This is a genomic window from Fictibacillus sp. 18YEL24, assembly GCF_015903855.1.
Lineage (GTDB): Bacteria > Bacillota > Bacilli > Bacillales > Fictibacillaceae > Fictibacillus > Fictibacillus phosphorivorans_C.
Genome location: NZ_JACZDT010000005.1, coordinates 149,984 through 165,301, shown reverse-complemented (window position 1 = coordinate 165,301; position 15,318 = coordinate 149,984). Strand labels below are relative to the sequence as shown.

General features: G+C 39.3%; 16 protein-coding genes. 11 read left to right on the top strand and 5 right to left on the bottom strand.

Annotation, left to right across the window (positions count from 1 at the left end):
- Nucleotides 1-9 precede the first annotated feature (9 nt).
- Nucleotides 10-516, top strand: a complete 507-nt coding sequence (locus HU823_RS16170) for a MogA/MoaB family molybdenum cofactor biosynthesis protein (RefSeq protein ID WP_144698622.1) — start codon at nt 10-12, stop codon at nt 514-516.
- A 95-nt stretch (nt 517-611) separates the two neighbouring features.
- On the opposite strand, the gene HU823_RS16165 is transcribed toward HU823_RS16170, so the two are convergent.
- On the bottom strand, nt 612-926 hold the full coding sequence (locus tag HU823_RS16165; protein WP_144698624.1) for a hypothetical protein: 315 nt from the start codon (nt 924-926) through the stop codon (nt 612-614).
- 213 nt (nt 927-1,139) lie between these two features.
- Here HU823_RS16165 and HU823_RS16160 point away from each other — a divergent pair, with 213 nt between their 5' ends.
- The 7 genes from HU823_RS16160 to HU823_RS16130 all read left to right on the top strand — a co-directional run bounded on the left by HU823_RS16160 (nt 1,140) and on the right by HU823_RS16130 (nt 7,836).
- Nucleotides 1,140-2,342 carry an argininosuccinate synthase gene (locus HU823_RS16160; RefSeq protein WP_197222682.1) on the top strand — a complete coding sequence of 401 codons (1,203 nt, stop codon included), beginning with the start codon at nt 1,140-1,142 and terminating at the stop codon, nt 2,340-2,342.
- Nucleotides 2,339-3,724 carry an argininosuccinate lyase gene (gene argH, locus HU823_RS16155; protein WP_144698628.1) on the top strand — a complete coding sequence of 462 codons (1,386 nt, stop codon included), beginning with the start codon at nt 2,339-2,341 and terminating at the stop codon, nt 3,722-3,724. The genes HU823_RS16160 and argH overlap by 4 nt, the downstream gene beginning before the upstream one ends.
- Nucleotides 3,725-3,793: 69 nt before the next feature.
- On the top strand, nt 3,794-3,955 hold the full coding sequence (locus tag HU823_RS16150; RefSeq protein WP_186320462.1) for a hypothetical protein: 162 nt from the start codon (nt 3,794-3,796) through the stop codon (nt 3,953-3,955).
- 254 nt (nt 3,956-4,209) lie between these two features.
- Nucleotides 4,210-5,334 carry an alanine dehydrogenase gene (gene ald, locus HU823_RS16145; protein WP_144698630.1) on the top strand — a complete coding sequence of 375 codons (1,125 nt, stop codon included), beginning with the start codon at nt 4,210-4,212 and terminating at the stop codon, nt 5,332-5,334.
- A gap of 122 nt (nt 5,335-5,456) precedes the next feature.
- On the top strand, nt 5,457-6,137 hold the full coding sequence (locus HU823_RS16140; protein WP_144698632.1) for a metal-dependent hydrolase: 681 nt from the start codon (nt 5,457-5,459) through the stop codon (nt 6,135-6,137).
- 57 nt (nt 6,138-6,194) lie between these two features.
- Complete coding sequence (locus HU823_RS16135; protein WP_144698634.1) at nt 6,195-6,437, top strand: hypothetical protein; 243 nt, start codon at nt 6,195-6,197, stop codon at nt 6,435-6,437.
- Between the two features lie 82 nt (nt 6,438-6,519).
- Nucleotides 6,520-7,836, top strand: a complete 1,317-nt coding sequence (locus HU823_RS16130; protein ID WP_144703324.1) for a DRTGG domain-containing protein — start codon at nt 6,520-6,522, stop codon at nt 7,834-7,836.
- A gap of 41 nt (nt 7,837-7,877) precedes the next feature.
- Here the strand turns inward: HU823_RS16130 and HU823_RS16125 are convergent, their stop codons facing one another.
- On the bottom strand, nt 7,878-8,174 hold the full coding sequence (locus tag HU823_RS16125; RefSeq protein WP_144698636.1) for a YtpI family protein: 297 nt from the start codon (nt 8,172-8,174) through the stop codon (nt 7,878-7,880).
- Nucleotides 8,175-8,259: 85 nt separating this feature from the next.
- On the opposite strand from HU823_RS16125, the gene HU823_RS16120 reads away from it, so the two are divergent.
- A complete protein-coding gene (locus HU823_RS16120) occupies nt 8,260-9,207 on the top strand; it encodes a DHH family phosphoesterase (RefSeq protein WP_144698638.1) in 948 nt (315 codons plus the stop codon).
- A 45-nt stretch (nt 9,208-9,252) separates the two neighbouring features.
- On the opposite strand, the gene HU823_RS16115 is transcribed toward HU823_RS16120, so the two are convergent.
- The 3 genes from HU823_RS16115 to HU823_RS16105 form a co-directional block, all read right to left on the bottom strand.
- Complete coding sequence (locus tag HU823_RS16115) at nt 9,253-9,438, bottom strand: hypothetical protein (RefSeq protein ID WP_066396796.1); 186 nt, start codon at nt 9,436-9,438, stop codon at nt 9,253-9,255.
- 129 nt (nt 9,439-9,567) lie between these two features.
- Nucleotides 9,568-10,080, bottom strand: coding sequence for a sporulation membrane protein YtrI (gene ytrI / locus HU823_RS16110; protein ID WP_144698640.1), 513 nt, complete (start codon nt 10,078-10,080; stop codon nt 9,568-9,570).
- Nucleotides 10,080-10,412 carry a YtrH family sporulation protein gene (locus HU823_RS16105; RefSeq protein ID WP_066396792.1) on the bottom strand — a complete coding sequence of 111 codons (333 nt, stop codon included), beginning with the start codon at nt 10,410-10,412 and terminating at the stop codon, nt 10,080-10,082. The genes ytrI and HU823_RS16105 overlap by 1 nt, the downstream gene beginning before the upstream one ends.
- Before the next feature lie 161 nt (nt 10,413-10,573).
- Here HU823_RS16105 and dnaE point away from each other — a divergent pair, with 161 nt between their 5' ends.
- Complete coding sequence (gene dnaE / locus HU823_RS16100; protein ID WP_144698642.1) at nt 10,574-13,957, top strand: DNA polymerase III subunit alpha; 3,384 nt, start codon at nt 10,574-10,576, stop codon at nt 13,955-13,957.
- A 113-nt stretch (nt 13,958-14,070) separates the two neighbouring features.
- Nucleotides 14,071-15,312, top strand: coding sequence for an NAD(P)-dependent malic enzyme (locus tag HU823_RS16095; RefSeq protein ID WP_066396784.1), 1,242 nt, complete (start codon nt 14,071-14,073; stop codon nt 15,310-15,312).
- Nucleotides 15,313-15,318: the final 6 nt, after the last annotated feature.

The window sequence follows — 15,318 nt, the reverse complement described above, 5'->3', positions numbered from 1 at the left end:
GTTGCTTCCATGAGTGTAAAAGAACATAAAGCTCTAGCACCACGAGTGGTTAGATGCATGATCGTAACCGTTAGTGATACGCGTAATGAAGAAACAGATAAAAGCGGAAAATTAATCCATACTTTTTTAGAGAAAAAGGATCATAAAATTGCTGCATATAAAATTGTTAAAGATGAGTTGGGATCCATTCAAGATGCTGCGGAATACGGTATACAGAATGAAGAGATTGATGTTGTCCTTTTTAATGGAGGAACAGGAATCGCTTCTAGAGATGTAACAATTGAGGCATTAACGCCTTTATTTGATAAAGAGATCTCTGGTTTTGGTGAACTTTTTCGCATGTTAAGCTATACAGACGATATTGGCTCTGGTGCGATGCTGAGCAGAGCTGTAGCGGGAGTTAAAGATAGGACAGCGATATTCGCACTCCCTGGTTCATCAGGTGCTGTAAAACTAGGGATGGAGAAATTAATCATACCCGAGCTGTCACATGTTGTTCAACAGCTGAATAAATAAGGTGTTTGTTAAAGAAAATACTCCAAAATAAAGAGGATGCAAATGCATCCTCTTTATTTTTATGTTAAGACTCCTAATATCGAAGAGAACCTGATTTAATCATGAATCTTTGAAGTAATACTCTGATTCAATCTGTACCATAGCCAAAGATCGTTGATGACAGAAGCGAGGCTCGCGATTTTATTGTTCAATTCGCATGAGACCTCAAAATGTTCTTCGGTTGATAGTTGGTCTTGCAACTCGTTAATTATCTCTTCGATCTCTCCGATTCGATCAGGAATTCTTCCTCTGATCTTTTCCCATTGCAACATAATCGCTTCTTGAGTCGCCGTATTGTACTTTTCCCACGATTTGTTTAAATGCGGAACAAAGATTCCGAGTCTTTCATCCCAAACAAAGTCATTCTGCAATTGAAATCACCTCTATTTCTATTGTACAAAAGGGTGGAGTGGGATGGTAGATAAAAGTCCGATGTTATTTTTATTCATTTTAAAGAATAACCTTGCAATTCTGTTAGTGTTTTTGTTATAGTATGAACTATCATAAATGGTATTTTTATAAACAAAAATGTATAAAAATAAGTATATATTCATTTTTGGCTATAACAAAAGGAGAGATTTCATATGGGGAAAAAGGTAGTTTTAGCTTATTCTGGGGGATTAGATACGTCTGTTGCGATTCCTTGGCTAGCTGATAAGGGATACGAAGTTATTGCATTATGCTTGGATGTAGGTGAAGGCAAGGATCTGCCTTTTATACAATCAAAGGCGTTATCCATCGGAGCATCTGAATCGATCGTACTTGATGTTCAAAAGGAATATGCTGATGAATATGCATTAGTAGCTCTACAATCACATGCATTGTATGAAGGGAAATATCCACTCATCTCTGCATTAAGCAGACCGTTGATCGCGAAAAAGTTAGTAGAAACTGCTAAAAAATATGGAGCTACAGCCGTTGCTCATGGCTGCACAGGAAAAGGGAACGATCAAGTTCGTTTTGAAGTTTCTGTTTCTGCACTCGCTCCTGAGCTTGAAGTTCTAGCGCCAGTTCGTGAATGGAACTGGTCTCGTGAAGAAGAGATTCAGTATGCAAAAGAACATGATATTCCTGTTCCTATCAAAAAGGAAAATCCGTTCTCCATCGATCAAAATTTATGGGGAAGAAGCAATGAGTGTGGAATCTTGGAAGATCCTTGGGCTGCACCACCAGAAGAAGCTTATGAAATGACCGTTGCTCTTGAACATACGCCAGATGAGCCCCAGATTGTTGAGATCGGATTCGAACAAGGTGTTCCAGTATCACTGAACGGTCAGCATGTTACATTAGATGTTCTGATTAACCAGTTGAACGATTGGGGAGGCGCGCATGGTGTTGGACGAATCGACCATGTTGAAAATAGATTAGTAGGAATCAAATCTCGTGAAGTTTACGAATGTCCAGCCGCAACAACGCTTATTAAAGCCCATAAAGAACTTGAGGATCTTACATTGGTTAAAGAAGTCGCTCACTTTAAACCAATCATTGAAAAGAAGATGACTGAACTAATCTATGAAGGTTTATGGTTCTCACCGTTACATGCATCATTAAAAGCCTTCTTGGACGAAACACAAAAACATGTAACAGGTACAGTTCGTGTTAAATTCTTTAAAGGGCATGCGATCGTCGAAGGAAGAAAGTCACCTTATTCTCTTTATGACGAAAAATTAGCAACTTATACATCAGACGATGCTTTTGATCATACAGCTGCGAAAGGTTTTATCTCTTTATGGGGACTTCCTACAAAAGTTAGCAGCATGGTTCAAAAAAATGAGGTGAAAGTGTGAAGAAGTTATGGGGAGGACGTTTCTCAAAACAGCCTGAAGAATGGGTAGATGAGTTTGGAGCATCCATCTCTTTTGATCAGCAATTGGCCAGTCAAGACATTAAAGGAAGTTTGGCTCATGCTAAGATGTTGTTTCAGTGTAAGATTATTGACGAGAGTGCTTACGTAAATATAAAGAATGGGTTGCTTTCTCTTCAATCAGATGTTGAAGAAGGGAAGCTAACGTATTCTGTTAAATACGAAGACATTCATTTGAACCTTGAAAAATTATTAACAGACAAAATTGGACCAGATGGTGGAAAACTTCATACGGCAAGAAGTCGAAATGATCAAGTGGCAACAGATTTTCATCTTTATGTAAAAGAAGAAACGTTATTGATCATTGCTCATATTGAAGAATTACAAAAATCACTTTTAAATCTTGCAGAAGAGCATGTAGAAACGATCATCCCTGGGTATACACATCTTCAGCGTGCACAGCCCGTTTCATTCGCTCATCATCTGTTGGCGTACTTTTGGATGCTTGATCGTGATAAAGGAAGACTTCAAGATAGTCTAAAGCGCAGTGATATTATGCCTCTTGGTGCTGGAGCACTTGCGGGAACGACGTTTGAAATCGACCGCAACATCACGATGAACGAGCTTGGATTCAGAGACAAGTATCTCAATAGCCTGGATGCTGTAAGTGATCGAGATTTTGCGATCGAATGCTGCAGCAATGCTTCTATGATCATGATGCATCTTTCTCGTTTTTGTGAAGAACTAATCCTTTGGTCCTCAGAAGAGTTCGGATTCATAGAGATCAGTGACAGCTTTACTACAGGCAGCTCCATGATGCCACAAAAAAAGAATCCTGATATGGCTGAATTGATCCGAGGAAAAAGCGGGAGAGTATATGGTTCGTTGATCTCCCTTCTTACATTGATGAAGGGATTGCCACTTGCATACAACAAAGACATGCAGGAAGACAAAGAACCTGTTTTTGATACGGTAAAAACCGTTAAAGGATGCTTAAGTATCATGACAGGTATGATGAACGAAGTGAAAATTCATGTGGATAAGATGAATAAAGCAGTCCATCAAGACTTTTCTAATGCTACAGAGCTTGCAGATTACCTAGCGAAAAAAGGAATTCCCTTCCGCGAAGCACATGAATTAGTTGGTGAGATGGTGCTTCAATGTATTCAAAAAGAGTGCTATCTTCTTGATGTAACGTTGGAAGAATACCAAGAATGGTGCCCACTCGTAGAGAATGATCTGTTTGAGGCTTTATCTCCAAAAACAGCAGTAGAAAGACGAAATTCTGAAGGTGGAACTGGTTTTGAGGCCGTTCGCCAACAGATTGATGCAGCACAATCAAAAATGGCCGTTTCCAATAATTAGCTTAAATGAACTTTCCTTGTAAGACAAAAACTATGGTTAAAGTCTTGCGTTTGAAGGAGGAAAGTTAAGATGGAAAACGAAAAACGTCCCAATCAACAGCTTGAATATGATGCTGAAGGTGAGATGACTGTTCACCAGCAGATAACAGAATCTTATCAAAGCGGAATCGTAGATAAAGTAGATCAAGCACAGCAAAGAACAAAACTTGATGAAGAAGAAAGCCTTTCATAACAAAAGATTAGGGTAGCTCTATTACAGAGGCTACCCCTTTTTTTGTTAAAAAAAGTTATTACGATTGCCAACCCAGGGCAGAATTTTTCATAAAACCAAAAATGAGAATGTTCTTTTTCCTTTTAGGGCACCTTAAAGCTGTCTTGAATTTATATATATTCTAAGAAGATTCAACTTTTTATTTTGAGTTTTTGGTGGTATGTTAACTATAGAATAATGAAAATATTTCCATGTGAATTAAGGGAGGGTACAACATGAAAATAGGAGTACCGACTGAGATAAAAAATAATGAAAATCGAGTAGCGATGACACCGGCGGGCGTATTGAATCTTGTGGCATCAGGTCATGAAGTATTTATTCAAAAAGGTGCTGGAATTGGTTCAGGGTTTACAGATGAAGAATATGAAAGTGCTGGTGGTGTTATCGTAGAAACACCGACTCAAGCATGGTCGATGGACATGGTCATGAAAGTAAAAGAACCGCTTCCTGAGGAGTACTGTTTTTTCCGAGAAGGTCTAATTCTCTTCACTTATTTACATCTTGCGCCTGAGCCAGAACTTACTAAAGCATTAACGGATAATAAAGTTGTTGGCATTGCGTACGAGACAGTTCAACTGCCGAATGGGACACTTCCTCTCCTTACACCGATGAGTGAAGTGGCAGGAAGAATGGCTGCGCAGATAGGTGCTCAATTCTTAGAAAAACCAAAAGGTGGGCTAGGTATCCTCTTAAGTGGAATACCTGGAGTAAGGCGTGGAAAAGTAACGGTAATCGGAGGCGGTGTGGTCGGGACGAATGCTGCTAAGATCGCTATGGGACTTGGAGCGGATGTTACAATCATTGATTTGAACCCCGAACGACTTCGTCAGCTTGATGATATTTTCGGTGTTGAGATCAACACGCTTATTTCAAATCCACTTAATATAGCTCTTGCCGTTCAAGAATCAGCATTGGTTATTGGAGCTGTGTTAATTCCGGGTGCTAGAGCACCTAAGCTTGTGACCGAAGAGATGATTAAAGGCATGCAGCCAGGTTCTGTAATCGTGGATGTTGCCATTGATCAAGGTGGAATCTTTGAAACGGTTGACCGCATCACGACACATGATAATCCGACGTATGAAAAACATGGCGTTCTTCATTATGCAGTGGCTAACATGCCAGGCGCTGTTCCGAGAACTTCAACGATCGGTCTGACTAACGTTACAGTCCCTTATGCTCTTCAAATTGCAAACAAAGGTTATGTTCAAGCCTGTTTAGATAATGAAGCTCTACTCAAAGGGATCAATACATTAGATGGGTTCGTAACATACAAAGCGGTTGCTGAATCGCATCAACTAGACTATCAAGATGCCGTATCCATTCTAAAATCAAACAAATAAATACCACAAAGAAAAAGTTCGCATTCCTTTTCTCTGGAATCGGACTTTTTTTCTGTTCTATAATAGGGTATGTACATTAGTAGTGTATTTCAGCGTTTAATTTGAGGAGGGAGCATGTAATTATGAAAGTGACATACCACGGACATTCTGTACTTGAAATTCAAACCGAGCAACATTCTATTTGGATCGACCCTTTTATAAACGGTAATGGACAAGCTAAGATTGATGTTAAGGACGTAAAAGCCGATGTGATTCTTTTAACACACGGTCATAACGATCATGTAGGTGACACGGTTGAGATCGCAAAAGCGAATAACAGCTTGGTCGTTGCGCCATTTGAACTTGCTGAGTACTTACAAACACTCGGTGTAGAGGCACATCCTATGCATATAGGAGGAAGCCGCACATTTGATTTTGGAAAAGTGAAATTCACTCAAGCTTTTCATGGATCAAGTTATTCGCAAGAAGATGGCACTGTCGTATATACGGGAATGCCAGCGGGAATTTTATTCTCACATGGTGGGAAAACGCTATACCATGCTGGAGATACAGCTCTATTCTCAGATATGAAATTAATTGGAGAGTTTGCAAAACCAGATATTGCTTTCTTGCCTATAGGTGACAATTTTACAATGGGACCTGAGGATGCATTAATCGCAGCAGAGTGGATCGGTGCTGAGGTTACCGTGCCAATCCATTACAACACGTTTCCTGTGATTGAACAGGATCCTGTGGCCTCATTCACATCTAAACTCGGAAACAAAGGAAAAGTGCTCATAAGCGGTGAAAGCATAAGTGTATAATGATTCTAACCTCCCTTTCTATGCATATTGATGATAGTAAGGGAGGTTGTGTTTTTTATGAGACAAGAAAAAATGGCAAAAGTGTTAATGTTGTTGGTGCTTTTCTATGTAGCGATACCTGTTTTATCTTTTGACGGTCCTTTGCTGCAACAACTTTTCTCGGCAGCATGGATGGGATTTGCGGGTATGCTTTTAGTTAGCCTTTTGTTTAAGAAAGATACACCAGAGAAAAGAGCTGTTAAAAAGCAAATAGTGACTCCAGATTCAAAAATGAAAAAAAGGATACACATGGAAAGTTGAGTTTCTGTTCTAATGCCTGTATAATCTGTATTAGTCAAAGCGATAAAACAGATAGATACAGGTAGAAGGAACGGTGAATGTAATGCTAACCAAGCATGAACAAATATTACAGCATATTTTGGACCTTGATGTCGGATCAAAAATCTCCGTTCGGCAAATAGCAAAAGATCTGACCGTTAGTGAAGGAACAGCTTATCGAGCGATAAAAGAAGCAGAAAATCAAGGAATCGTAAGCACGATCGAACGAGTTGGTACGATACGTATTGAAAGACAAGCAAAGAGTAACATTGAAAAGTTAACGTTTGCTGAAGTAGTAAATATTGTTGAAGGACAAGTACTTGGCGGCCGCGCTGGTCTTCATAAAACGCTGCACAAATTTGTAATCGGGGCCATGAAACTTGAAGCGATGATGCGCTATGTTGATGCAGGAAGTTTATTGATCGTAGGTAACCGTGTAAACGCTCATGAACTTGGACTTAAAGCAGGAAGTGCAATCTTAGTTACTGGTGGCTTTGATACAGAGGAAGAAGTGAAACGACTCGCAGATGATCTAGAGCTTCCTGTTATCTCTACGAGCTATGATACCTTTACTGTTGCGACTATGATTAATAAAGCCATCCATGATCGTTTGATTAAGAAAGATATCGTTTTAGCATCTGATATTTTAATTCCGATCGATGAGACGCATTATCTTTATCAACATGATAAAGTGCAGCGTTGGCACGAGTTGAATCAACAAACTATGCATAGTCGTTATCCGGTTGTAGATCAAGGTAATCGCGTAACAGGAGTAGTTACTTCCAAAGATATAATAGGGGTACCTGTTTCCATGCAAGTAGAAAAAGTAATGACTCGTGCACCTTTAACCGTTACGGAAAAAACATCTGTTGCTGCTTGTGCTCATATGATGATCTGGGAAGGAATCGAACTCCTTCCTGTTATCGGAACTTCTCACAAACTGATCGGAATTTTAACAAGACAAGATGTATTAAAAGCGATGCAGATGATGCAAAAGCAGCCTCAAGTAGGTGCTACTTTTGATGATCTTATTACGACAGAGTTAAAAGAGCAAAAAGTAGATAATGAGATCTCGTACTTCTGTAGAATTACACCACAGATGACCAATCATCTTGGAACTGTTTCATACGGCGTTTTAATGACGATCGTGACGGAAACTGCGCGAAAAGCACTGAGAAAAATTAAAAAAGGCGACCTCGTTGTGGAGAATGTTACGTTTTATTATATTAAGCCCGTACAGATTGATAGTGATATTGAACTGATCCCGCGAGTGCTGGAAGTGAGCCGGAAATTTGGGAAAGTAGATGTTGAGATCCATCATGATGGAAAGATTGTTGGAAAAGCTATGATGATGGCACAACTTCTTGATCATCGTTCATAAAAAAAAAGTCCCAGGTTCAGGGACTTTTTATCCATACGTAATTAATTTTTCTGTGCTTCTTTACGTGCAAGTGTAAGGAAATGCTTGTACATTTTATAATTCATGATCAACAGTACAATTCCATAGATTAAGAAAATAAGTGCCACCCAAAGTTGAACACGTCCTTCAACAGCAGTGAGTTCGTTCAGACCGAAAGAAGCTAAGAATGAACCGAGTGCCATTTTTGCTTTTGTGCCTGTCCACCGCTTTAAGAATGGTTCTTTTGCGCGCACTTCAGAGACTTTATAGAACACATAAAGAGAAAAAGAAAGTATAATTAGGATAATAAAAATAGGCATTGAAAATTCCCCCAAGTATTTACTCCACTATATTGTAAACGTTTAAAACCATAATTGCCACAACGACATCTAAAAGGAGTCTGCTATGAAAGAACAAATCTTACAAAGAATTGAACAGTATGAAAAGATAATTATTCATCGACATGTCAGACCAGACCCGGATGCGCTTGGATCACAAGGTGGGCTTTCTGCGATCATCAAAGCAAGTTATCCTCAAAAAGAAGTGTATGTTGTAGGGGAAGAGGAAGCGGGCCTCACATTTCTAAACACAATGGATGTTATAGAAGATGATGTTTATAAAGGGGCTTTGGTCATTATTTGCGATACTGCAAACTCACCTCGAATCAGTGATCACCGTTATTCACTAGGAGATTTTGTTATTAAAATCGATCATCATCCAAATGAAGATCCTTATGGAGATTTGATTTGGGTTGATACTGAAGCAAGTTCTACATCAGAGATGATCATGGATCTTTACCTTTATGGAGCAACGTCTGGATTAAAACTTGATGAACATGCAGCAAGACTTATCTATGCTGGTATTATTGGTGACACTGGTCGCTTTTTATTTTCAAACACGACTAAAAAAACACACTATTATACAGCAACGTTATTAGAGACAGGATTCTCACCCTCAGAAATTCACGGGAATTTATATAAGATATCTGAAAAACTCGTTCGGTTGAACGGTTATGTTCTTCAAAATTTTTCGATTGCAGATAATTGTGTAGGTTATATTCATTTAACTAAAGATACATTAGAAGAGTTCGGCACTTCTGCCGGTGAAGCATCACTGTTAGTAAATTCTTTTTCGCATGTTGAAGGCTTGTTAGCGTGGGTGTTTTTTGTGGATGAACCAGATCAGATCAGAGTTAGATTGCGGTCGAAAGGTCCTGTTGTTAATAAGATAGCAGCTAAATTCAACGGCGGTGGGCATCCGAGAGCATCAGGAGCAACGGTATATACAAAAGACGAAACGATGTCTGTACTAGCAGAACTTCGGAACCTTTGTAAAGAATATAAATCCAAATAAAAAAGGCCTCATCGGGGGGCCTTTTTATGCTTTAGCATGATATATTTAGTTAGCTTTTTCAGGGATAAACCAAGAGCCAACATCTGTTACATCTTCATGCACTTTTAAGTTTAATTTTGCAAGCTCTCTCTTGATTAGGTCTGCTACTTCTTTCGTTTCTGCAAAAGCAGAAAAGCCATTCTGTAATTCCTTTACCTTTTCACGGGCAAGTTCTTTTCGATTGATAATCATGTAGTTTCCCCCCAATAATCACTCTTGAAATATTCTTTACACATATTTTATACAATTGAAGGAGGGATTGCCATTTCTTTGCCCAAAGATTCATAAAAATGTAATATTTCGACCATTATTTATGCATAATCATTCACTGATTTTAGCTGAGATATAGATTCGAAGAACACCCGTGTATAAATACAAATGATCGATCTTGACTTCATAAGCTTGCTCATCGTCATCGAGTCGGTACGTTTTATTTTCAATAGCTTGTACGAGTAAGGAATGGCTTTTTGCGAGTGTTTCTGTATCTTCTCCTATAAGGTGCTCTAGGTCGTCTTCAACTGCTTTTGCCAAGTGCAGCCTAGTTAAGTTTGATAATTTTGAAGAATCTTGGTTTGAAAATCTTGCATTCACTTCATGTAGTTTAAACTTCTTAGCAAGTTCTTTGTTTGCTTTTTCATCATCGGAAGTTAAGATCTCGTTCTTTTTTTCTAGATCATTTATTTCTGCTTGCTGGTTCTCGATTTTAACAATCAGCCTCTCATGAGCCAAGCCGCCTTGTATTAAAAAAAATGCCCAGCCGATAATAAATCCGATCGCTATCCCAGCAAAAAAACGCTGATAGCCTTTTCGTTGATATAGCGGGGGGATCCTCATCAGTTGATGTTCTCCTGGCTGAGCCATTGAATCAATTGCATGGCAGAATTAGCCCCAGCAATCGCTACGAAAATATAAGTTAATTGTTTGAAAATCTCTATAGTAGCGCCGTTTTCAAAACTTCGCTCGAAGTTCGTGATCGTATCGAACGTACCACCAATAGCAGCGACGATTGCCCATATTTTAAGTCTTTTCGCAAGTTCCATCATCTCTAAGATCGGTGCTTTTCCTACAAGAAAAGCGGCAAGCCCGCCGATTAACGCTCCGCCCAACAATACACCGAAAGCTATAGCAAAATCTAATATGATATTCGCAAAAAATTCACGTACCATGAGACAACCTCCCCTCTTAATCAATGTATGGGAAGTAGATGAAGTGTATGCTAATTTGAGTGAAAATGAATAATCGCTCGTAATTCATAACTGTTTCATTAACACATGCGAACTTCTGTACTATAATGGAATGCAAACAGGTGCGTAAAGGAAGTGATGGTATGGGATTTGTCCCACTGCATATACATAGTGAATACTCGCTTCTTGAAAGCTCTTGTCGAATTGAAGAGCTTGTTCAATATGCAAAAGAGCTTGGATATACCTCGTTAGCGTTAACAGATAAATCCAATATGTATGGAGCATTAAAATTTTATACAACCTGTGTAAAAGCTGGCATCAAACCTATCATTGGATTAGAAGCAGAAGTTGGAAGAAATCAAGCAGATACAAAAGAGAAGATAAGTTCACACCACAAACTTCTTTTATATGCCATGAACATAGAAGGCTATGAAAATCTATTAAAACTCACAACGCTTATGCAGACTAAGCTGGACGGTGAAGTGTCACCTCTTTCTTATGAAGAAATCTCAAATCATGCTGAAGGCCTTATTGCTGTTTCATCAGGAATAGAAGGTGAGGTTCAGCAGTATCTTACTCGTGAAAACCTTGACGATCAAATATTAGATCGGATGCTTCAATTCTATAAATCGTGTTTTAAAGACCGCTTTTACCTTGGAATAGAAGATCATGATACAGGTATAGAGAAAACAATAAATCTCCAATTGCACAACCTTTCAAGGAAATATCTCATCCCTCTCGTTTGTATGCATGAAACGTATTATATGAAAAGAGAGGATGCAGACGCGCATGATATCCTGCTTTGCATCAAACAAGGCGAGAAGAAAAACAATCGTGATCGATTTAAACTGCAGACCGATGAGTTTTATTTTAAATCCCCAACAGAAATAGAACGTCTATTTTCCCATGCTGAAGAGGCACTGGATACAACGTCCAAACTGGCAGAAAGATGTTCGCTCGAGCTTGATCTTGGTAACATCGCTTTGCCCAAATACCCTGTTCCTGACAATAAGAACAGCTATGAATATTTAACAGAGCTGTGCAATAAAGGACTTTTAAATCGGTACGAAACGATAACACCTGAAATCAAAGATCGATTAACATACGAACTCAATATTATTAAAAGCATGAACTTTGAAGATTATTTCTTGATTGTATGGGATTTTATGAAATTTGCACACGACGAAAAGATGATCACAGGACCAGGAAGAGGTTCTGCAGCAGGTTCATTAGTCGCTTACGTCCTTAAGATCACCAATGTTGATCCTATTCATCATCAACTGATCTTCGAGCGCTTCTTAAACCCTGAACGGATCACGATGCCTGATATTGATATCGATTTTCCTGATAACCGTCGTGATGAAGTATTAAGTTATGTTGCGCGTAAATATGGTACAGATTATGTTGCACAGATCATTACTTTTGGAACATTAGCTGCAAGAGCTGCGATAAGGGATTCGGGCAGAGTAATGGATTTTGCTCCAGCCCTTATTGATCTTACCGCTAAGAATATTCCATCTAGACCAGGAATAACGTTGGAAAATGCGTTGAAAGAATCAGCGGGCCTGCAACAGGCGTACAAGAATGAACCTGATGTGAGAAAGCTAGTTGAGATCGCAATGACACTTGAAGGTTTACCGAGGCACGCATCAACCCATGCTGCAGGCGTAGTCTTGTCAGGAGCACCACTTGTTCAAAAAGTACCTTTACAAACCGGTCATGACGGTATACCTCTTACACAATATAGTATGGAATGGCTTGAAGCTGCAGGACTGTTGAAGATGGACTTTTTGGGCTTGCGAAATTTATCGCTCATTGAAAACATCTTATGGGCGATCGAAGAAAATGAAAATGTGAAGATTAGTCTGAATGATATTCCATTCAACGACGCTAAAACATTTGATCTTCTTGCAAAAGGTGATACTACTGGGGTGTTTCAGCTTGAGTCTGACGGGATGAGAAAAGTTCTTCAGCAGCTTAAACCGACGGAGTTTGAAGATATCGTAGCGGTGAATGCTCTTTATCGGCCGGGTCCGATGCAGAATATTCCCGACTATATTGCAGGCAAACATCGTCTGAAGACTGTGCAATACATGCACCCTGATCTGGAACCGATTTTACAATCAACATATGGTGTGATCGTTTATCAAGAACAGATTATGCAGATTGCAACAAAAGCTGCTGGTTTCACACTAGGAGAGGCAGATTTGCTTAGGAGAGCAGTAGGCAAGAAGAAAAGGGATATTCTTCTACGTGAGAGACAACACTTTGTTGCGGGGTGTCTAGAGCAAGGCTATGATGAAAAATCTGCAGATGCGTTGTACGACTTGATCGTACGTTTTGCTGATTATGGATTTCCTAGGAGCCATGCTGTTGCATACAGTGTGATCGCTTATCAACTTGCCTTTTTAAAGGCGAATTATCCAGCCTACTTTATGGCGGCTCTGCTTTCAAGCGTGATTGGGAATCATGATAAAGTGAATCAATATATTAAAGAATCCGAGCAAAGAGGAATTCCTGTTCTACCACCATCCATAAAAAAAGGCAGTGAAATTTTTATTTCAAACGGATCTACTATCACATTTGGTCTGTTGGCAATAAAAAACGTTGGTTACAATGCAATTAGGATGTTGATGACAGAGAACCAAAAAGAACCGTTTCATGATCTGTTCGATATTTGTTCACGTTGTCCTCAGAAAGTTGTGAATAAACGTACACTCGAATCATTAATTTTTGCAGGAGCTTTGGATGAATTGGGGCAAGATAGAGCAGTGTTGCTAGCTTCATTAGAAACTGCGATTGAATATGGTGAAGAGTTTCAGGAAATTTCACGAAAGAATCAGATGTATCTTTTTGATGATGATATTAATTTGCCTAAACCTTCCTATGTTTCTGTTCAATCTTTTCAAGAAAGCGAAAAACTTAAGTTTGAAAAAGAAGCTTTAGGCTTTTTCTTTTCTTCACATCCGCTGCAAAGATTTCGAACGACCTTAATCAGCTGGAAAGCGGTTAACATCAATGAGTTAAAAGAAAAAAAATCATCCGTTCGTCTAGGTGTTCTTGTGGACAAAGTACGAGCGATCAAAACCAAAAAAGGAGAACTCATGGCATTCCTGACGATCAGTGATGAAAGTGGTGAGATAGAGGCCGTGGCTTTTCCGAAAGTTTATGAAGCGTACCATTCTCTTCTTCAGAAAGGACAACAATTGTTTATAGAAGGAAGTGTGGAGCACCGTAACGAATCACTGCAGATTCTTGTGAATAAATGCAGACTGCTCGAAGATCTAAAGTCAAATGAGCAGCCGACCCTATTTATTAAAATAGATAAAGACCATCAGTCGTCTCAGCATCTGAATGCGATGAAGACCATTTTCGACGAATCTAAAGGTTCTACATCTGTTGTTTTGATCTATGAAGAGAATAGACAAAAGGTCCAGATTTCACAAAAAGTAAATGTTTCCGAAAACTTGTTATTAGAATTGCAATCTGTTATTGGTGAGGGTAATGTCGTATTTAGAAGAAATTAAAAACCTTTACAGCTTGTTAACTTTTGTTATAATGGATGAGTCAATATTAGTGGTCTGACCACCTCCTAATTGGCTTATCAACCTTAAATTTAAAATCATTAGGAGATGAAAAAATGTCTACATTAAGAGAAGAAGCACTACACATGCACCGCACACATCAAGGGAAATTAGAATCAAAATCAAAGGTACCTGTACGTAACGCGAAAGATTTAAGCTTAGCATATTCTCCAGGTGTGGCAGAGCCGTGTAAAGATATTTATGATGACAAAACGAAAGTCTATGACTATACGATGAAGGGTAACACAGTAGCTGTTGTTTCTGATGGAACAGCTGTATTAGGTCTCGGAAATATCGGGCCAGAAGCTGCACTTCCTGTAATGGAAGGAAAAGCAGTACTATTTAAGAGTTTTGCTGGCGTTGATGCGTTCCCAATCTGCTTGAATACGACAGATGTGGACAAGATCGTTGAAACGGTAAAATTACTTGAACCTACATTCGGCGGTGTGAACTTAGAAGATATTGCAGCACCGAATTGTTTCGTAGTCGAAGAGCGATTAAAGAAAGAAACGAATATTCCAATCTTCCATGATGATCAGCATGGTACAGCTATTGTTACGCTAGCGGGACTCGTAAATGCTCTTAAATTAACAGGACGTGAAATGTCTAAGATTAAGGTCGTTGTTAACGGAGCTGGAGCAGCTGGAATCGCAATTATTAAATTGCTAGATCGTTTTGGTGTGAAAGATATCATCATGTGCGACACAAAAGGTGCGATCTATGAAGGTCGTCCATTCGGAATGAACTCTGTGAAAAAAGAAGTAGCAAACTTTACAAACCGTACGAAACAAGAAGGAACACTTGCTGATGTCATTAGTGGTTCAGATGTTTTTGTAGGTGTTTCAGTAGAAGGTGCATTAACAAAATCAATGGTTGAGTCGATGAACCCTGAACCGATTATCTTTGCTATGGCTAACCCGAACCCTGAGATCATGCCACATGAAGCGCGTGAAGCAGGTGCGATGGTCATTGGAACAGGCCGATCTGATTTTCCTAACCAAGTAAATAACGTGTTAGCGTTTCCTGGTATTTTCCGCGGTGCTCTTGATGTTCGTGCAACACACATCAATGAGGAAATGAAGATTGCAGCGGTACATGCGATCGCAAATCTGGTGAACCCAGTAGAATTGACGGCGGATTATGTAATTCCAGCACCATTCGATCCGCGTGTAGCACCTGCTGTTGCTGCAGCTGTAGCTACTGCGGCTATGGAAACGGGAGTAGCAAGACTTCGTGTGAATCCTGAAGACATCGCTGAAAAGACTAAGAAACTAGCTATTATCGGAAAAGATGAATGAAACCGG